This window comes from Mycobacterium mantenii (assembly GCF_001667865.1).
Lineage (GTDB): Bacteria > Actinomycetota > Actinomycetes > Mycobacteriales > Mycobacteriaceae > Mycobacterium > Mycobacterium mantenii_A.
This window is the reverse complement of sequence record NZ_LZJP01000128.1, coordinates 98,645-115,903: the sequence shown is the minus strand read 5'-3', so window position 1 is coordinate 115,903 and position 17,259 is coordinate 98,645. Positions and strand designations below refer to the sequence as shown.

The window sequence follows — 17,259 nt, the reverse complement described above, 5'->3', positions numbered from 1 at the left end:
GGCTTGCGATGACGACCGACAGCGATACCGCACAAAAGCCGTTGTTCTACGAACCCGGCGCCAGCTGGTGGTGGCTGGCGGCCGGCCCGGCCGCGGCGGTGGCCATGGTCCTGATCGAAATCTGGAGCGGTGCCCCGGTGTCGTTCGTGGTCCCCGCCATCTTCCTGGTGCTGGTATCTGCGTTCTTGGGGATACAGGTGAAGGCCGCGCGGATCCACGTCTCGGTCGAGCTCACCGAGGACGCGCTGCGCGAGGGCACCGAAACGATCCTGGTCCGCGAGATCGTCAAGGTGTATCCCGAGCCCGAGAATCACGAAGCCTCCGGGAAGGACCTGGCGCGCTGGCAGTCGTCGCGGGCGCTGGGCGAACTCGTCGGGGTGCCGCGCGGGCGCGTCGGCATCGGCCTCAAGCTCACCGGCGGGCGCACCGTCCAGGCGTGGGCGCGCCGTCATCGCCAACTGCGGGCCGCGTTGACCCCCCTGGTTCAGGAGCGGGTGGAGCCCGCCTCCTCCGAGGTCATCGACGGTGACTGGGACGACGACACCGGGACGGCGCCATGAACGCCCGCGCGCTGTTCGAGCTCGGTCTCGCCTGCGCCGCGCTGGTGTGCTCCGGACTGACCTGGCTGCACTCGCATCACACGGTGATCGTGGCGCCGATCGCGGACGGGCAGCCCTCCACCACATCGCTGGTGTATGACCCGCAGCTGCTACTGCTGACGCTGGTGCTGCTGACGAGCGCCGGCGTGCTGGCGGTCAACGGCACTGCCAGGCTGCGGCGGGCGCGCTCGGGCGCTAGGGCGTCTTCCTGACGAGCGGCAATGCCATCCGGCGGCGCAGCACGATGGCCTCGGCCCGATCCTGCAGCGCCTCGTGAACCGAGCGCATGATCGGGAAGCTGTCGTCATGACCGGTGTCATCCAGCACCCGAGTCACCGCTGAGCTGGTGACCAGGGTCCAATCCACCCCGGCGGCACGACAGTCGGCATCGAACGCATACAGCAGCGAGATACCCGCCTCAGCAAATTCGTCGACGTCGGCCACGTCGAGCACCACAGGGTTTTCTCCGAGCGTGAAACGCGCAATGTGGTCGCTGATGCGGTCCACGTTGTTGTCGTCGATTTCGCCGCGGATGTGCACCACCGTCGCCAGGTGGCGGTAGTGCGCCCGGACCTGGGCCCTGCCGCAGTCGAACACGCAGTTGTCGTGGCCGGTCGGGCTGCCTGCGATCGCCATGAGGACCCCTCACTCTCCGTGCCGCTCGCGCCGCCTCCGGGGGCGCCCCGAGACGCTCTCCGAAGGGGTGTCTGAAACGTTAGGCCGCAAGCCTAAGGAGACCGGAAGCCGCGTCTAACGCTTTGCTAAGAAGCGACCGTGGGGCCGTCCCGACGCCGGGCCTGAGCAAACGCCCAGCGGGGCCCTCGAGCCCATGGATTACCCCGGAAAGCCGTATGCCACACCACAACCGTCCACGCATGCGGGCGATTGCGCTGCTAGGCTGCCAAGGCTGCCGGTTGCTGGTCGGGGGGCTTGTGAAAAGGCGAGATCTCCCGCTCAACCGACGTAGCAGGAGAACGAAACGGCAGGATTCGGACGGGAAGAGCAGCGTGCGGGGCGGAGAGATCAGGGGCGAGATCACGGCCCTGACGGGGCTCCGCATCGTGGCCGCGCTCTGGGTGGTGCTGTTTCACTTCCGGCCGATGCTCGGCGACGTGTCGCCCGATTTCCGCGACGCCCTCGCGCCGGTGCTCAATTGCGGCGCCCAGGGCGTCGACCTCTTCTTCATTCTCAGCGGGTTCGTGCTGACGTACAACTATCTGGACCGCATGGGCCGGTCCTGGTCGACCCGCGCGACCCTGCATTTCCTGTGGCTGCGCCTGGCCCGGGTGTGGCCGGTGTACCTGGTCACCCTGCACCTCGCCGCCCTGTGGGTGATCTTCACCCTGCACGTCGGCCATGTGCCGTCGCCGGACGCCGCTTCGCTCACCGCGATCAGCTATGTGCGCCAGATCCTGTTGGTGCAGCTGTGGTTCGTGCCGTTCTTCGATGACTCGAGCTGGGACGGGCCGGCCTGGTCGATCAGCGCGGAATGGCTGGCCTATGTGCTCTTCGCCGTCCTGGTGCTGGTCCTGTTGCGGATGAAGCAGGCGACCAGGGCGCGCAGCCTGATGGTGCTGGCGTTCGCGGCATCGCTGCCGCCGGTGGTGATGCTGCTCGCCAGCGGACACTTCTACACACCGTGGAGCTGGCTGCCGCGAATCGTCACGCAGTTCACGGCCGGCGCGCTGGCCTGCGCCGCGGTGCGCAGGCTGCGGCTGAGCGATCGTGGCCGCCGCGTCGCCGGATACGTCTCCCTGCTGTTGCTGGCCGCCATGGTGGGTGTGCTGTATTGGTTTGGCGCGCACCCGATATCGGGGGTGGTGGAGAACGACAGCGGCGGCGTCGTCGACGTGTTGTTCGTTCCGCTGGTGATATCGCTGGCCATCGGGCTGGGCAGCCTGCCGCGGGTGTTGTCGACGCGGGTGCTGGTGTACGGCGGCAAGATCTCGTTCTGCCTGTACATGGTGCACGAGCTGGTGCACACCGCCTGGGGTTGGGCCGTGGAGCAATTCGAGCTCCCCACCCTGGACAACCCCTGGAAATGGAACGTCATCGCCCTGCTCGCGATCGCCCTGGGCGCCTCGGCGCTGCTGTATCACGGCGTCGAAGAGCCCGCCCGCCGTTGGATGCGCAAGATGGTCGATGTCAGAGCCGTCAGTGCCAGAAGCGATCCCGGCGAGTCGACCAGTAAGCTGCATCCGATCGACCGTCCGCTGGAAGCGGTTTCGGCCCGCGCGGTGTGATGGCCGCCTCAGCGGCCGGCCGCGAATCCCGGGGAATACTTGATGGGGGCGCGGCGGCACCCGACGATGCCGTTGACAGTGGAGGTGAGAGTGAGTCGTCTGGCCACCTTTCTCATTGGGGTGAGTTTTCTGGCGGGCGTAGGCATCGCATACCCGGCGCAGGTGCGCACCTACGAGACACTGACGCTCGACTTCAGGCTCAATCATGTTGCAGTGGTAGGGGATTCGTACACCACCGGTACCAATGAGGGCGGTCTGGGCTCCAGATCGTGGACGTCGCGCGCCTGGCAGGTGCTCGGTTCGCGGGGTTCGCGGATCTCCGGCAGTGTGGCGGCGGAAGGCAGAGCGGGTTATGCCGCGCTCGGTGACCACGGCAGCATCTTCGAGGATCTGACCGCCCGGGCGGTCCAGCCCGACGACGCGCTGGTGGTCTTCTTCGGCTCCCGCAACGACCAGGGTATCGATCCCGCGACGCTGACCGTAAAGACCCATGCCGCTTTGGATCTGGCGCGTCAACTTGCGCCGGCCGCGCGGTTGCTGGTGATCGGACCGCCCTGGCCCACCGCCGACGTTCCGCCGTCGATGTTTCTGATCCGCGACATCCTCGGCGGCGCGGCCGGGGCGGCCGGGGCAACGTTCATCGACCCGATCGCCGAGCACTGGTTCGTCGGCCGGCCCGACCTGATCGGTGCCGACGGGGTGCATCCGAATGACGCGGGGCACCAGTACATGGCGGACAAGATCGCGCCGCTCATCCGTACGCAGCTGTCGACCTGACTCAGGTGTGCCGCGCGGCTTCCCGGGCGAGCTGAACCCGTGACGACACAGCGAGTTTGGCGTAGACGTGCGTCAGATGGGTCTGCACGGTACGCGGAGAGACGAACAGCCGCGCCGCAATGTCCTTATTGGGCAACCCGGCGCTGACGAGCCGGACGACGTCCAGTTCGGTGGGCGTGAGCGACTCCCATCCGCTGGCCGGGCGGCCGCGGACACCGCGGCCTCGCCGCGCGTAGCCGATGGCCTCGTCGGTCGACAGCGCGTTGCCCTCCGACCATGCGGCATCAAAGGACGTCTCTCCCAAAGCGTTACGTACCGCCGCCAGCGATGCGTCGTAGTCCGCTTGAAAGACCGTGAAGCGCACCTCGCCGTGCCGCCGGCGCACGCCGTCGGCCGCACCCAACAGCCGCCCGGCGTGTTCGGGGTTGGTGTCGGCGGTGAGTGCGGCCAGGCGCTCGAGCATGTCCGGCAGGTGCAGGCGTCCGCCCGTGCGCGCGGCAACGTCGAGCGCGTCGTGCAGGTCGCGTTCGGCCTGCTGCGGCTCACCTTGCGCGCCGGCGACTCGGGCCCGCGCCGTCAGCACCAGCATCCGATAGCACCCCGGAACCACCGCGACGGCGTCGTCCGCCCAGCGGCGGGCGCCGACCAGGTCACCGCAGCACATGGTCGCCTCGGTCATCGGCACCAGGCTTCGCACGAACAATTCCTTCAGCGGCGAGGTCCACTGCAAGGCCGCATCGCATGCCTCCTTTGCCGCGGCGGCGTTACCACTTGCCAATTCGGCGTTCGCCAGCGCCACGTAGGCGGTGTCCTCGTGGAAACCGCCCATGGCGACACCGTTTTCGAGAGCGGCCCGCGCGGCGGCGCGGCCCGCCACGGCATCGCCGGTGAAGGTCAGGACCTGCGCGAGCGTCATCAGACCGAATGCTTCCATCGGGAGGTCTTGCGCGGCTCGCGCCTCCTCGACCAGCGCACGGGATACTTGCAGCGCCTCGGCGTACTTGCCCTGCATCGCCAGCGCGCCGGTGAGGAACACCCGGCTGTAGCGGGACATGAAACTGTCGCCGAGCTCGTCAGCGAGGGCCCGCCCCTCCTCGCCGGCGGCCTGCGAAGCGGCGGGGTCACCGCTGACGTTACCGACGAAGCATTGGTACGAGCGCACGTGGTACAGCGCGACGGGATCGCCCGCGTCGCGGGCCAGGTCGACCGCCGCTGCCAGGTACGGGCCGGCCAACTCGGGGGTGTTGATGGCGAGCATGCCGCACGTCGTCAGGCTGTGTACGACGAGTGCCTGGTCATCGAGGCGGCGCGCGGCGGCCAGGGCCTCCTCCGCCCGTTGCCCGCTGTCCGGCACGGAGCACCAAACCGCAAGCAGCCCACGGTCGCCCACCGCGCGGATCCAGATCTCGGGAGCGACGTCGTCGTCGCGGTACCGCTCGTCGCCGAATACGGCGTCGAACCCGGCCACGCCCTCGCGGAACCGCCCGCGCGTCACCCACAATCGCTGCAGCGATGACACGACCTGCAGCGCCGGCCCGAATTCCGCTGCGTCGCAACTCCACGCGTGCGCCGCCCGCAGGTTGGCCATCTCGATCTCGCCCCAGCGGACCAGGGCCGCCCCGTCGCCGCGCATCTGCGATTCCAGCGTCACCGCGGCGGCTGTGTAGTGGTCGCGGTGGCGGGTCCGCACCGCCTCGGCTTCGCCCGACTCGGCCAGCTTTTCCAGGCCGTACTGGCGCACGGTCTCCAGCAGGCGATATCGCATCAGGCCGTCGGTCTCCTCGGTGACGACCAGCGACTTGTCCACGAGCAGTCCGAGCAGATCGATGAGCTGAAACTGCTCCACGTCGGAGTCGGCGCCGACGGCGTGCGCGGCGTCCAGATCGAAACCGCCCATGAACACCGCCAGCCGGCGAAACAGAATGCGCTCCGGCTCGGTCAGCATCGCGTGGGACCAATCGATGGACGCGCGCAGCGTCTGCTGACGGCGAACGGCGGTGCGCGCGCCCCCGGCGAGCAGACGGAAGTTGTGATGCAGGCCGTCGACGATCTGGGTCAGCGACAGGGTGCGGGTGCGCGCGGCGGCGAGCTCGATCGCCAGCGGCATGCCGTCGAGTCGCCGGCAGATCTCGGCGACCGCGGGCGAATTGTCCTCGGTGAGGCGGAAATCCGGCCTCATTCGGCGGGCACGGTCGACAAACAATTCGACGGCTTCACCGTCCACCGACAGCGACGGCACCCGCCAGGTCAGCTCTCCGGCGATGCCGATCTGCTCGCGGCTCGTCGCCAGCACGGTGACATCCGGCCCGGCCTCGAGCAGCGCCATCACCAGGTCCGCGCTGGCGTCCAGCAGATGCTCGCAATTGTCGAGCACCAGCAACATCTTTCGGCTACGGATGAACTTCGTCAGCGTTTCCATGGTGGAGCGCCCCGGCTGGTCGGTGAGACCCAACGTGCGCGCCACGGTGACAGGCACGACCGGGGGATTGGTGACCGGGGCGAGGTCGACGAACCAGGCCCCTTCAGCGAATTCGCGGGCAACCTGGTCGGCGACCTGCACCGCCAACCGCGTCTTTCCGACGCCGCCCGCCCCGGTCAGCGTCACCAACCTGTTGTCGTTCAAAATCCTTGCAATGTCCTCGATTTGGGATCCGCGGCCGACGAATGTGGTCAACTGATTCGGAAGATGGCTTCCTGAAACGTCATTCGCCGTGCGTAACGGCGGGAAGTCGTTGCGCAGGCCGGGATGGTTGAGTTGCACGACCCGCTCCGGGCGCGGCAGATCGCGCAACGGGTGCTCGCCCAGGTCGGTCAGCCACGCATCGGCCGGTAACCGGTCGACCACCAAGGGTTCGGTGGCACCGGACAGCACGGTCTGCCCGCCGTGGGCGAGGTCGCGCAGCCGCGCGGTCCGATTGATGGTGATTCCGGCGTAGTTGCCGGCGTCGCGCAACTGGACCTCCCCGGTGTGTACACCCATGCGGATCCGGATCGGCGGCCGCACGGTTAGCTGTATCTGCAGCGCGCAGGCGACGGCATCGCTGGCGCGGGCGAACGCCAGCACGAAGCTGTCACCCTCGCCCTGCTCCACGGGCCGCACGCCACCGTATTCGGCGACCAGATCGTTCACGGCGCGATTGAGCTGCTCAAGCGCGGTTGCCATGACGTCTGACTGGGTTTCCCACAACCGCGTCGAGCCCTCGACGTCGGCGAGCAGCAACGTCACGGTCCCAGTGGGCAGCTCGCTCACGCTCTGCTCGCTCCAGTTCAGCAACGGCATGTCCGCCGGCGGATCAATTTTGATCATGTTAGCCAGCATGTCGGCATGGGCGAGGCGAAAACATCCGCACAATCGCGTAGAACCCGGCCGCGGGTACGCGGATATGCGCAAGCGGGGCCTTTGCTCAGCGCGGGTCAGTCGTCCGCGTGCCGCTCGTAGTCCCAGCGCTCCAGGCGGTCCTGGACGTGGAGGAAGCCGATTCCGGCGAAGGGCGCGGCTAGTGCGATGCAGACCAGCAACAGCGGGGACATGACCCTAAAACCTCCAAAAACCCTTCACTGATCTGACGTTGGTCAGCCACGAGAAGTTCATTGCCCTTCACCCACCAGGGCGCGGTCGGCCAGCGCACCCAGCAGCGGTGCCACCAACTGCGCGTACTGGGTCGTCACATGGTTGTCATCGCGGAACACCAGGGTGTTGCCGACGATGACGGGGCAGCGGTCGGCGGTGCAGAACATGTCGGTCAGGTCGGCATAGTGGCCGCCGCTGCCGGTCGTCGCCGCGCGCTCGGCGGCGATGCCGTCACCGTCGAGCGCCTCGGATCTCGTTGGCGTGCAGGCGCTCACGTCGTCGAGGTGCGCGGACAGGCACGTCGGCGCGGACGAATGCGGGTCGGGGGCGGGTCCGAGCACCAGGACGGTCGCGCCGGTGCCGCGCAACTGCGCCACCGTGCGCCCCAGGGTGTCGATCCACGCCGGGTCGTAGGAGGTGAAGCCGAAGTCCCCGCCGTAGCGCCGGCTCATGTCCAGGACGATCAGGCGCGGGTGTTCGGCGTTCATCCGGCCCATGATCTGGGCGCGCCACTGTTCGCATTCGGTGTACTCGCGGCCCAGATACGGGCTCACGATGTGCAGGTCCTGCAGCGGACAGGTCACCTTGGCCAGCGTCTCCAGTCGCCAGTGCCGCTGCTCGGCGAGCTGCTCGAAGGCGGGGTTCCACATGGCGGCGTGTGAGTCGCCGATCAGGGCGACCGTCGTCGGCGAGGCGGTGTCGCCCGTCGCGCACTCGCTTTGTCCGACGTCGCGCCAGGACCGCACGCAGCCGTTGACGAACACGGCGGCCTTGTCGGCCGGCGCCTTCGCCAGCGGCGGCTCCAGGTTCGACGGGACGGCCCGCAGGCCGGCGGCCGCCGCGAGCGCCACCCGCGCCTGCTCGAAGCCCTGACGAACCGCCGCCTCCTGGGGACTGACGGCCGGCGCGTTGGTCGGGGGCGTCGCAATGATGTTGGCCCGCGGGGCGGCCACCCCGTGGCCCACCGGCGCCGGAATCACGTTGAGCAGCAGCAGGCACGCGCACGCGGTGGCGGCACTGGCGCCGCCCGCCACGACCAAACTGACCCTCGCCGACCGGCGCAGCGCCGCGGCGAAGCGGCCGGGATTCTCCACCAGGTGCAGGGTGATGACGGCCAGCCCGGCCGAGACGGCCGTCGCGCTCAGCCTGGCCGGCAGCCCCGCCGGCTCGCCGAGCAGCGCCGGCATCAGCAGCAGCACCGGCCAGTGCCACAGGTACCACGAGTAGGAGATCCGGCCGATCGCGCGCATCGCCGGGCGGCACAGCAGGCGACCTGGCCCGAGCCCACCGGTGACGGCGCCCCCACCGATGATCAGCGCGGTGCCCAGCACCGGCAGCAGCGCCTCGGTGCCGGGATACGGGGTATGGGCGTTGAGCTGGGTGCAGGTCAGCAGGATCAACGCCAGACCGCCCCAGCCGGCGATCGACGCGGTCCGCAGCGACAACCGGCGCCACTGCTGAATCGACAGGGCCACCAGACCACCGGCGGCCAGTTCCCAGGCGCGGGTGGGCAGCGAGAAGAACGCCCACGACGGCGAGGTACGGGTCCACAGCGCGCCCGCCGTCAGCGACGCCGCGAGCACCACCGCGAGGGCCACCGCGTACGGGGTCGCGCGCGTCCCCGCCGCGCGAAGGCGCGGGATGCGCGGGACCGACCAGGCGATGGCGATGATCAGCACCGGCCACACCAGGTAGAACTGCTCTTCCACGCCCAGCGACCAGTAGTGCTGGAACGGCGACGGGGCGTCGGAGGTCAGATAGTCGGTGCCGCGCAGCGCGAACCGGTAGTTGCCGACATACAGTGCGCTGGCGATGCCGTCGAGAAACACGCTGCGCGCCTGCAGCGGTGGCAATACCGCGGCGGCGGCGATCGCGGTGATGGTGCCGACGATGGCCGCGGCGGGCAGCAGCCGCCGGGCGCGTGCACCGTAAAACCGGCCCAGTGCAACGGTATTCGTGGTGCTCGCCTCGCGGAAGAGCAGCCCGGTGATCAGGAAGCCGGAGATGACGAAGAAGACGTCCACTCCGATGTAGCCGCCGGTGATTCCCGGGATGCCGGCGTGGTAGAGCACCACGGCGATCACCGCGACGGCGCGCAGTCCCTCGATGTCGGGCCGGAATCCCCTTCGGGAAGTCTGCCGCGCAGGTGTGTGTGGGCTGCCGGCGACTGATTCTTCCCGAAGTGTCATCTGCGTGGGCTAGGTCGCCAACCAGGCCAGTTCACCGGACAATTGGCTTCGCCAATAGGCGACGTCGTGTCCGCCGAGGGAGAAGCTGCCCGCTGGTTGTGTTTTCAACTGGTACACGAATTGCTTTGTGGCGAAATAGAAGCGGTCGAAGTTGCCGCAATCCACCCGCAGCGGAATCGAATTCAGCGCCGGCAGGCCCATGACGCTGTTCTGCACAAAGTCGTCGTTGCTGTCGAAAGCCCCGGGCGCACTCAGCGGATACGAGGTGTACAACGCCGGGCTGATCGCACAGATGCCCGCGGTCCGTGCCGGCCCCAGCTTGGCACCCAGACGCAGCGCCCCGTACCCGCCCATCGACCACCCCATGAAACCCACCCGGGAGGTGTCGAAACCCATGGTGGACAGCATCGGCAGCAGCTCGTCGAGCACCATGGCGCCCGAGTCCTCGCCGGAAGTCCTTTTGTGCCAGTAGGTGTTGCCGCCGTCGACGCTGACGTCCGCGAACGGCGGCTTGCCTTCCTTGACCAGCTGGGCCAGCCCGTCCGGCACGCCCATGTCGAGCATCTGGTTGGCGTCGCCGTCCACGCCGTGCAGGGCGATCACGGGGCGCAGCGCGCCGGTCTGGCCCGGCGGCATGGCGATCACGTAGTTGGTCTTGATCCCGCCACGGGCCGCCGACACGAACGACCCGGTGAGCCGGGTCGGCAGGGTCTTGCCCGCCGTCGGCGGCTCGAACGGCGCGGGAGCCTGCGGCAGCGTCGCGGCGTGCGACCTGCCGGGAGCCAGCACGGAGCCGAAGGCGAGCACGCCGGCAGCCCCGAGGCTGGCACCGGCGCCCGTCCGGAGCACCGCTCGGCGTGTGAGGTCAGGCATGATCGCAATAATGCCGCGCTGAGCGGGGATCACCCGCCGAGCCACGCCGTATTGGAAGCATTGTGTGATCTGGTGTGACCTTCCGGTCACGAAGCGGTGACCTTTCCGGCCGTCCGGTGCGCGCAATGTCGGCGCTAAGTTGCGGCATCGGCCGGGATCGTAGTCATCGTAGCGCCGATTTCGCAGGTTGCCGCCGCCGGATTCATCTCGATCGTATTGCCTTCTGGGACAGGGGGAGACGCGAGCGTGCCGGCCACCCGTCCGGCACCGCGGCGACGCGCGCGGCGTGCGGTTGGCCGCCGCCATGGCGGTGCGCGGCCGGGATGCAATCTCGCAGGTTTCAACCCTCGCCCGCCGACGCCGATTTCAGCAGGATGGAGCCTTGCGTGTGCACAGGAGCGGAAGAGGATGGTGAATTGAGTCTCGCGTTTCATTGGTTTCTGCCGACCTACGGCGATTCGCGGAATCTGGTCGCGGGCGGGCACGGCACGGCAATGTCCGGTGACCGGCCGGCCACGCTGAAGTATCTGCACCAGATCTGTGCGGCCGCCGAAGACAACGGTTTCGAAGCAGTCCTGACGCCCACCGGATTGTGGTGTGAGGACGCGTGGTTGACGACGGCGATGCTGGTCGAGTCGACCGAGAGCCTCAAGTTTCTGGTCGCGTTCCGGCCCGGCATGCTCAGTCCGACCCTGGCCGCGCAGATGGCCGGGACGTTCCAGCGGCACTCGGAGGGACGGCTGCTGCTCAACGTCGTCACCGGCGGTGAACCGCACGAGCAACGGGCCTACGGGGACTTCCTGGACAAGGAGGCGCGGTACGTCCGCACCGCCGAGTTCTTGCATGTGGTGCGCCAGCTGTGGACCGCCAAGGAGCCGGTGAGCTTTGCCGGATCCCACATTCGGGTCGGGGACGCGCAGCTGAACAACCCGCCCGACCCGATACCGGCGGTGTTCTTCGGCGGCTCCTCGGCATCGGCCGGCCCGGTGGCGGCCAAGCACTCCGATGTGTATCTCACCTGGGGTGAACCGCTGACCGCGGTCGCCCAGAAGCTGGACTGGATCCGCGGGCTGGCCGTCGACGAGGGCCGAATCCTGCAGTACGGCTTGCGGATTCACGTGATCAGCCGCGATACGGCCGCCGAGGCATGGGCCGAGGCCGACCGGTTGCTGGCCGCGATCGACCCGGCGGACATCGAGCGGGTCCAGGCCAGCCTGGCGCGCAGCGAGTCCGAAGGCCAGCGCCGCATGCTGGACTTGCACGGCGGCAACAGCAGTAAATTGCTGGTCGCGCCCAACCTGTGGGCCGGCGTGGGCCTGGTCCGTGGGGGAGCGGGCACCGCCCTGGTCGGCTCGCACGCGGAGGTCGCCGAACGGCTGGCCGAATACGCCAAGCTGGGCATCAGCCACTTCATCTTGTCGGGGTATCCGCATCTGGAAGAGGCCTACCGGTTCGGCGAGGGCGTGTTGCCGCTGCTGGAGCGGATGGGCTTGTGGCGGCACCCCAATCGCCAGTCGCATCCGGCTGCGGCGACCCCGTTCGCGGTCGCTTCGGCGCACTGACGGCCATGGCAGCAACGTTGCCCGCGTCCGCAGCCGACGCCGGGATCGCGCCGGCGCCCGAGGCGGCTGACGAATCCGCCGAGCAGCAGCGACGGCGGCTGCGCATCGTCGTCGCCGCGAGCCTGCTGGGCACCACGGTCGAGTGGTACGACTTCTTCCTGTACGCCACCGCGGCGGGCCTGGTGTTCAACAAGGTGTTCTTCCCCAATGAGAGTTCTTTGGTGGGAACACTATTGGCGTTCGCGACTTTCGCCGTCGGGTTCGTCATGCGGCCCATCGGGGGCCTGGTGTTCGGCCATATCGGTGACCGGATCGGCCGCAAGCGCAGCCTGGCGTTGACCATGCTGATCATGGGCGGCGCGACGGCGCTGATCGGGGTCTTGCCGACATCCGCGCAGATCGGGGCGTGGGCACCGAGCCTGCTGCTGGTCCTGCGCGTGCTGCAGGGCTTTGCGCTCGGGGGCGAATGGGGCGGGGCGGTGCTGCTGGCCGTCGAACACAGCCCCGGCGACCGGCGCGGCCGCTTCGGGGCGATCCCGCAGATCGGGTTGGCGCTCGGCCTGGCCTTGGGCACCGGCATATTCGCGTTCCTGCAGATCGTTTTGGGGCCGGCGCGGTTCCTCTCCTACGGCTGGCGCATCGGCTTCCTGCTGAGCCTGCTGCTGGTCGTGATCGGCATCGTGGTCCGGTTGCGCGTCGACGAGACACCGGCGTTCCGGGAATTGCAGGACCTGCAGGCCGCATCCACCGTCCCGATCCGCGACATCGTCCGCGAGCCGCGGTCGCGGCGCAACACCGTGCTCGGACTGTTGTCGCGATGGGCCGAGGGCTCGGCCTTCAACACCTGGGGTGTCTTCGCCATCAGTTACGCCACCGGCGCCCTGGGACTGAACCGGGTGTCGGTGTTGGTGGTGGTGACCATTGCCGCACTGGTGATGGCGGTGCTGCTACCGATTTCGGGACGATTGACCGAGCGCTTCGGTGCGCGGCGGGTCTACCTGGCCGGCATCGCCTGCTACGGCCTGGCCGCCTTTCCGGCGTTCGCGCTGTTCGGTACCAGGAATCTGGTGTGGTTCGGGCTGGCGATGATCATCGTGTTCGGCGCCGTGCACGCGCTCTTCTACGGCGCCCAGGGCACGCTGTACTCGGCGCTGTATCCCACCAACACGCGCTATACGGGATTGTCGTTCGTCTACCAGGTCTCGGGCATCTACGCCTCCGGGGTCACCCCGATGATCTTGACCGCGCTGATCGCGGCGGTCGGCGGGGCGCCGTGGCTGGCGTGCGGGTATCTGGTTGCGACAGCGGCCATTAGCGTGGTCGCCACGGCCCTGATCCGCGACCGCGACCTGTACCTGTAGGCCGTTGTTGCTGCGGGCCGCGAAGCCCGATAGCGTCCGGGCATGCGGCGCACGCAACGCCAGGTGAGTTCCGGTCCCGCGGATGACGGCCCGCCGGCGCCGGACGGCGGCGCTACTCCGCAACTGCGCCAAGGACTGTCGCAGCGGCAGCTCAGCATGATCGCGCTGGGCGGGGTCATCGGCGCCGGACTGTTCGTCGGGTCCGGTGTGGTGATCAAGGACACCGGCCCGGCCGCGTTCCTCACCTACGCCCTCTGCGGTCTGCTCATCGTGCTGGTGATGCGGATGCTGGGCGAGATGGCGGCCGCGAACCCGTCCACCGGATCGTTCGCCGACTACGCGGCCAGCGCCCTGGGCGGCTGGGCGGGTTTCTCGGTCGCCTGGCTGTATTGGTACTTCTGGGTGATCGTGGTGGGCTTCGAGGCGGTCGCCGGCGGGAAGGTGCTCAACTACTGGTTCCATGCGCCGCTGTGGCTGCTGTCGCTGGGCCTGATGGTGTTGATGACGGCGACCAACCTCTTCTCGGTGTCATCCTTCGGGGAATTCGAATTCTGGTTCGCCGGAATCAAAGTCGCGACGATCGTGATCTTTCTGGTCGTGGGCACGGCGTATGCCCTGGGCTTGGTGCCGGGCCATCACGGAGGTCTTTCCAACCTGCACACACATGGCGGGTTCTTTCCGCACGGCGTGGGCGCGGTGTTCGCCGCCATCGTGGTGGTGATCTTCTCCATGGTGGGCGCCGAGATCGTCACCGTCGCCGCCGCGGAAAGTCGCGACCCCGAGCTGGCGGTCCAGAAGGCGACCAGGTCGGTGGTGGCGCGCATCGGGATCTTCTTCGTCGGTTCGGTCTTCCTGCTCGTGGTGCTGTTGCCCTGGGACTCCGTGGAACTCGGCGCCTCGCCGTACGTTGCCGCGCTCAAACACATGGGGCTTTCCGGCGCGGACCAGGTGATGAACGCCGTCGTGCTGACCGCGGTGCTGTCCTGCCTGAACTCCGGGCTCTACACCGCGTCGCGCATGTTGTTCGTCCTCGCCGAGCGCGGCGAGGCCCCAACGCAATTGGTCAAATTGAGTGGCCGCGGTGTTCCCCACTTCGCGATCTTGTGCTCGTCGGCGGTCGGGTTCGGTTGCGTCATCATGGCGCGGGTCTCACCCAACACGGTGTTCCTCTTCCTGCTGAACTCGTCGGGCGCCATCATCTTGTTCGTCTACTGGTTGATCGCCCTGTCGCAGATCATCCTGCGCCGCCGCACACCCGCCGAGAGACTGACGGTGAAAATGTGGTTCTATCCGGTGCTGTCCGTTCTCACGCTGACCGGAATCACCGCGGTGCTGGTCCAGATGGCGTTCGACCACACGGCGCGCAGCCAGCTCTGGCTCAGCCTGCTGTCCTGGGCGGTGGTGATCGGGCTGTATTTCGTCGCGCGAGTTCGCGGCCGTGTCGGCGCTGTCTCCGGAGAATAAATCTCTTTCAAAGGCGCTAGCAGATGCGCTATCGGATTGCGGACTCACACGATCGGGAACCCGGCGGGCGACCGGTTGCCGATTTCCGGCAGCGCCGGCTGCGTTCAGCCCCAGTGCCTTTCGATCGCCTTGACCACCGCGGTCAGCGTCGCGTTCACCGGCGCCGCGACACCGACCCGCGCGCCCTGGCGCGGGACCGCGCCGTTGATGACGTCGATCTCGCTGACCCGGTGCGCCTCGTGGTCCAGCAGCGCCGACGGTTTGGCGTCGGGCATCTGCGCGCCGAAGGCGCGAACGTGTTCGACCGCATCGGCGACGGCGACCGCGATGCCCGACGCCCGCGCGACGGTCCACGCCTCGGTGGCGGCCGCCCGGCTGACCGGCCCCATCTCCGGGTCGTCCATCACCTGGCCCACGGTCATGCCGGTCAGCGCGCACGGGGCGCTGTAGGCGGCGTTACAGATGAGCTTCTCCCACTGCATCGCGGCGATGTCGGTGACCGAGGCCGCATCGAATCCGGCATCGGCCCACGCGTGTGCGATCGCCTCGACCGTCGCCTGCGGCAGCGACGAGTAGGCGCCGAACCGCATCGCTTTCATGGCGTTGTGGCGGACATGGCCGGGGGCCACCGTCGCCGCGCCGAACCCGCTGGCGATTCCGACCGCGACCCGACCGTCGCCGACGATGCCGGCCACGGTCTCCGCCGATCCCAGGCCGTTCTGGATGGTCAGCACCGGCGTGGCCGCACCCAACATCGGAAGGGCTTGTCGCGCGCCGGTTGTCACGTCGGCCGCCTTCACGGCGAGCACGATCAGGTCCATCTCCTCGTCCGGTGCGGTGGTGCTCGCGCGCAGCTCGACCACCCGGTCATAGCCCGGACCGGTGACCCGCAGCCCATGCCTGCTGATCGCCTCGATGCCGGCCTGGTAGTGGTCGATGGCCAGCACCTCGTTGCCCGCGGCGGCCAGCCGGGCCGCATAGATGGAACCCATTGCGCCGCAACCGATTACCGCGATCTTCATCCGCCCGTTCTCCCGTCGGTCAGCTCGGCGATCAGTTCGGCCAGGCCGGTCTTCTGCTCCAGCCCGAACCCGGCGGCGTCGGTCGGCGCGATCCGTCCCGCCGACAGCGCACAGGCATCCGAGTAGCCGCCGAACGGCGCGAACACGCCGGGGTAAGCCTCACAGCCGCCCAGGCCCAGCCCGGCCGCGACGTGCAGGTTGATCAGATGACCGCCGTGCGGGAACGCACAACCGCGATCAAAACCATGGGCCGCCATGACGTCGAGCATCCGGATGTACTCGGTCAACCCATAGCTCAGGCCCGGATCCATTTGGAAGACATCATGATTGGGCCGCATGCCGCCGTAGCGCAGCAAATTGGTCACATCCGGCACCGAGAAGAGGTTCTCACCGGTGGCCACCATGTCCTCGTAGCACTCGGTCACCGCCCGGTTCAGCGCGTAATCCAGGGGATCGCCCGGCTCTTCGTACCAGCGCAGCCCGTAGCGGGCCAGCGCGGCCGCCCACCGGGTGGCCTCGGCCCGGTCGAACCGGCCGTTCGCGTCGACAGCGACCCGTCCCGCGTCGCCGACGACGTCGATGACGGCCTCGATGCGGGCCAGGTCCTCACCCAGGGCGGCGCCCCCGATCTTCATCTTGACCGCCTCATAGCCCGAATCGAGGTACCCGCGCATCTCCCGGCGCAGCTGATCGACCCCACGTTCGGCGTAGTAGTAGCCGCCGGCGGCATACACCGGCACCGACGGGGCGGGCGCCCGGCCGGCGTGACGGGCGATCGTCACGCAGGCCGGCTCGTCGCGCAACTTCGCGTTCAGGTCCCAGCAGGCCAGCTCCAGCGCTGCCGCGGCCGCCGCCCGGTCGCCATGACCGCCGGGCTTCTCGTCGGCGAGCGCGCACGCCGAAACCGCGGCGGGATCGAGGTATCCGGACGCATCCAGCAGTGCGTCGGGGGACGCCGCCAGCACCCGCGGGATCATCCGGTCGCGCAGGATGCCGCTCTGGGCGAACCGCCCGATCGAATCGAAGGCCACGCCCACCACCGGCCGTCCGTGCCGGATCACGTCGGTGATCACCGCGACCAGCGAGACCGTGTGGTGGGCGAACTTGACCACCGCATTGGCGGGCCCACCGCGCCCAAGACTGTCGAGACCGACCGCTTGCTCGGCTATCGCCGTGATTCGCATCACCCGGGGAGTCAGGAAGTCCGGGTGAGCAACACCGCCTGCTCGAACGGCAACCTGGCGAAAACCGTTCGCGCGCCGCGAGTTACGTGCGCGGCGGCCTCGGCCTTGGTGACCACGCGCGGATCGGCGATGCCGAAACTCTTGCCCTTGCTGCGCCGCCGGCCGCCTCCGGCCGCCTTCAGGTTCTTCAGCCAATCCCGGTCGGGGCCGTAGGTCAGCAGGATCGCCACCCCCGGTTTGCCGTCGACGTCGGTGCTGAACACATTCACCGGGGTGCGGTACGGCTTGCCCGAGCGCCGCCCGACATGCTCGATGATCCCGAACGGCGGTAGCCAACCGGCCCACATCCGTTGAATCGGGTTGGTGACGCGACGGTTGAACCGGGCAAGTCCTTGTGGGAACTGCATACCGCTA

At 68.5% G+C, this 17,259-nt stretch carries 14 protein-coding genes; 7 read left to right on the top strand and 7 right to left on the bottom strand.

Going from position 1 to position 17,259, the window contains the following annotated elements; all coding sequences use genetic code 11:
- Positions 1–8: 8 nt before the first annotated feature.
- Complete coding sequence (locus tag A5688_RS24990; protein WP_067909295.1) at positions 9–560, top strand: DUF3093 family protein; 552 nt, start codon at positions 9–11, stop codon at positions 558–560.
- Positions 557–811: a hypothetical protein gene (locus tag A5688_RS24985; protein WP_067909184.1), complete on the top strand. Its 255-nt coding sequence runs from the start codon at positions 557–559 to the stop codon at positions 809–811. Before A5688_RS24990 ends, A5688_RS24985 begins: the two co-directional genes overlap by 4 nt.
- On the opposite strand, the gene A5688_RS24980 is transcribed toward A5688_RS24985, so the two are convergent.
- Positions 795–1,235 (bottom strand): STAS domain-containing protein, encoded by a 441-nt coding sequence (locus tag A5688_RS24980; protein ID WP_067837014.1) that lies wholly within the window; start codon positions 1,233–1,235, stop codon positions 795–797. The two genes, A5688_RS24985 and A5688_RS24980, sit on opposite strands and share 17 nt — an antisense overlap.
- 371 nt (positions 1,236–1,606) lie before the next feature.
- On the opposite strand from A5688_RS24980, the gene A5688_RS24975 reads away from it, so the two are divergent.
- Together A5688_RS24975 and A5688_RS24970 are read left to right on the top strand one after the other, a co-directional pair.
- Positions 1,607–2,842 carry an acyltransferase family protein gene (locus A5688_RS24975; protein ID WP_067837016.1) on the top strand — a complete coding sequence of 412 codons (1,236 nt, stop codon included), beginning with the start codon at positions 1,607–1,609 and terminating at the stop codon, positions 2,840–2,842.
- A 90-nt stretch (positions 2,843–2,932) separates the two neighbouring features.
- On the top strand, positions 2,933–3,619 hold the full coding sequence (locus tag A5688_RS24970; RefSeq protein WP_067837019.1) for an Rv0518 family GDSL lipase: 687 nt from the start codon (positions 2,933–2,935) through the stop codon (positions 3,617–3,619).
- Position 3,620: 1 nt separating this feature from the next.
- Here A5688_RS24970 and A5688_RS24965 read toward each other — a convergent pair whose 3' ends face one another.
- The 3 genes from A5688_RS24965 to A5688_RS24955 form a co-directional block, all read right to left on the bottom strand.
- On the bottom strand, positions 3,621–6,938 hold the full coding sequence (locus tag A5688_RS24965) for a helix-turn-helix transcriptional regulator (protein ID WP_067909187.1): 3,318 nt from the start codon (positions 6,936–6,938) through the stop codon (positions 3,621–3,623).
- Between the two features lie 269 nt (positions 6,939–7,207).
- Positions 7,208–9,379 (bottom strand): acyltransferase family protein, encoded by a 2,172-nt coding sequence (locus A5688_RS24960; protein ID WP_067909190.1) that lies wholly within the window; start codon positions 9,377–9,379, stop codon positions 7,208–7,210.
- Between the two features lie 9 nt (positions 9,380–9,388).
- A complete protein-coding gene (locus tag A5688_RS24955; RefSeq protein ID WP_068268300.1) occupies positions 9,389–10,252 on the bottom strand; it encodes an alpha/beta hydrolase in 864 nt (287 codons plus the stop codon).
- A gap of 416 nt (positions 10,253–10,668) precedes the next feature.
- Here A5688_RS24955 and A5688_RS24950 point away from each other — a divergent pair, with 416 nt between their 5' ends.
- From A5688_RS24950 to A5688_RS24940, 3 genes are read left to right on the top strand one after another with little or no spacing between them, the layout of a single operon-like run.
- The gene (locus A5688_RS24950; protein ID WP_067909196.1) at positions 10,669–11,814 is read left to right on the top strand and encodes an LLM class flavin-dependent oxidoreductase; all 1,146 of its coding nucleotides are present in this window, start codon (positions 10,669–10,671) and stop codon (positions 11,812–11,814) included.
- A 5-nt stretch (positions 11,815–11,819) separates the two neighbouring features.
- A complete protein-coding gene (locus A5688_RS24945) occupies positions 11,820–13,175 on the top strand; it encodes an MFS transporter (protein WP_067909199.1) in 1,356 nt (451 codons plus the stop codon).
- Between the two features lie 42 nt (positions 13,176–13,217).
- Complete coding sequence (locus tag A5688_RS24940) at positions 13,218–14,639, top strand: amino acid permease (RefSeq protein ID WP_278184178.1); 1,422 nt, start codon at positions 13,218–13,220, stop codon at positions 14,637–14,639.
- 104 nt (positions 14,640–14,743) lie between these two features.
- Here the strand turns inward: A5688_RS24940 and A5688_RS24935 are convergent, their stop codons facing one another.
- Genes A5688_RS24935 through A5688_RS24925 form a run of 3 tightly spaced genes read right to left on the bottom strand, consistent with a single transcriptional unit; the run spans position 14,744 to position 17,252 of the window.
- A complete protein-coding gene (locus tag A5688_RS24935) occupies positions 14,744–15,661 on the bottom strand; it encodes a ketopantoate reductase family protein (RefSeq protein WP_067909202.1) in 918 nt (305 codons plus the stop codon).
- Positions 15,658–16,845, bottom strand: coding sequence for an enolase C-terminal domain-like protein (locus A5688_RS24930; RefSeq protein WP_067909205.1), 1,188 nt, complete (start codon positions 16,843–16,845; stop codon positions 15,658–15,660). Before A5688_RS24930 ends, A5688_RS24935 begins: the two co-directional genes overlap by 4 nt.
- An 11-nt stretch (positions 16,846–16,856) precedes the next feature.
- Positions 16,857–17,252, bottom strand: coding sequence for a nitroreductase family deazaflavin-dependent oxidoreductase (locus A5688_RS24925; RefSeq protein ID WP_067909208.1), 396 nt, complete (start codon positions 17,250–17,252; stop codon positions 16,857–16,859).
- Between the last annotated feature and the right edge of the window lie 7 nt (positions 17,253–17,259).

Bases quoted from the DNA above. Each gene is read 5' to 3' on its own strand.
- A5688_RS24990 (WP_067909295.1), top strand. From the start codon at position 9: ATGACGACCGACAGCGATACCGCACAAAAGCCGTTGTTCTACGAACCC.
- A5688_RS24985 (WP_067909184.1), top strand. From the start codon at position 557: ATGAACGCCCGCGCGCTGTTCGAGCTCGGTCTCGCCTGCGCCGCGCTG.
- A5688_RS24980 (WP_067837014.1), bottom strand. From the start codon at position 1,235: ATGGCGATCGCAGGCAGCCCGACCGGCCACGACAACTGCGTGTTCGAC.
- A5688_RS24965 (WP_067909187.1), bottom strand. From the start codon at position 6,938: ATGCTGGCTAACATGATCAAAATTGATCCGCCGGCGGACATGCCGTTG.
- A5688_RS24960 (WP_067909190.1), bottom strand. From the start codon at position 9,379: ATGACACTTCGGGAAGAATCAGTCGCCGGCAGCCCACACACACCTGCG.
- A5688_RS24955 (WP_068268300.1), bottom strand. From the start codon at position 10,252: ATGCCTGACCTCACACGCCGAGCGGTGCTCCGGACGGGCGCCGGTGCC.
- A5688_RS24945 (WP_067909199.1), top strand. From the start codon at position 11,820: ATGGCAGCAACGTTGCCCGCGTCCGCAGCCGACGCCGGGATCGCGCCG.
- A5688_RS24940 (WP_278184178.1), top strand. From the start codon at position 13,218: ATGCGGCGCACGCAACGCCAGGTGAGTTCCGGTCCCGCGGATGACGGC.
- A5688_RS24935 (WP_067909202.1), bottom strand. From the start codon at position 15,661: ATGAAGATCGCGGTAATCGGTTGCGGCGCAATGGGTTCCATCTATGCG.
- A5688_RS24930 (WP_067909205.1), bottom strand. From the start codon at position 16,845: ATGCGAATCACGGCGATAGCCGAGCAAGCGGTCGGTCTCGACAGTCTT.
- A5688_RS24925 (WP_067909208.1), bottom strand. From the start codon at position 17,252: ATGCAGTTCCCACAAGGACTTGCCCGGTTCAACCGTCGCGTCACCAAC.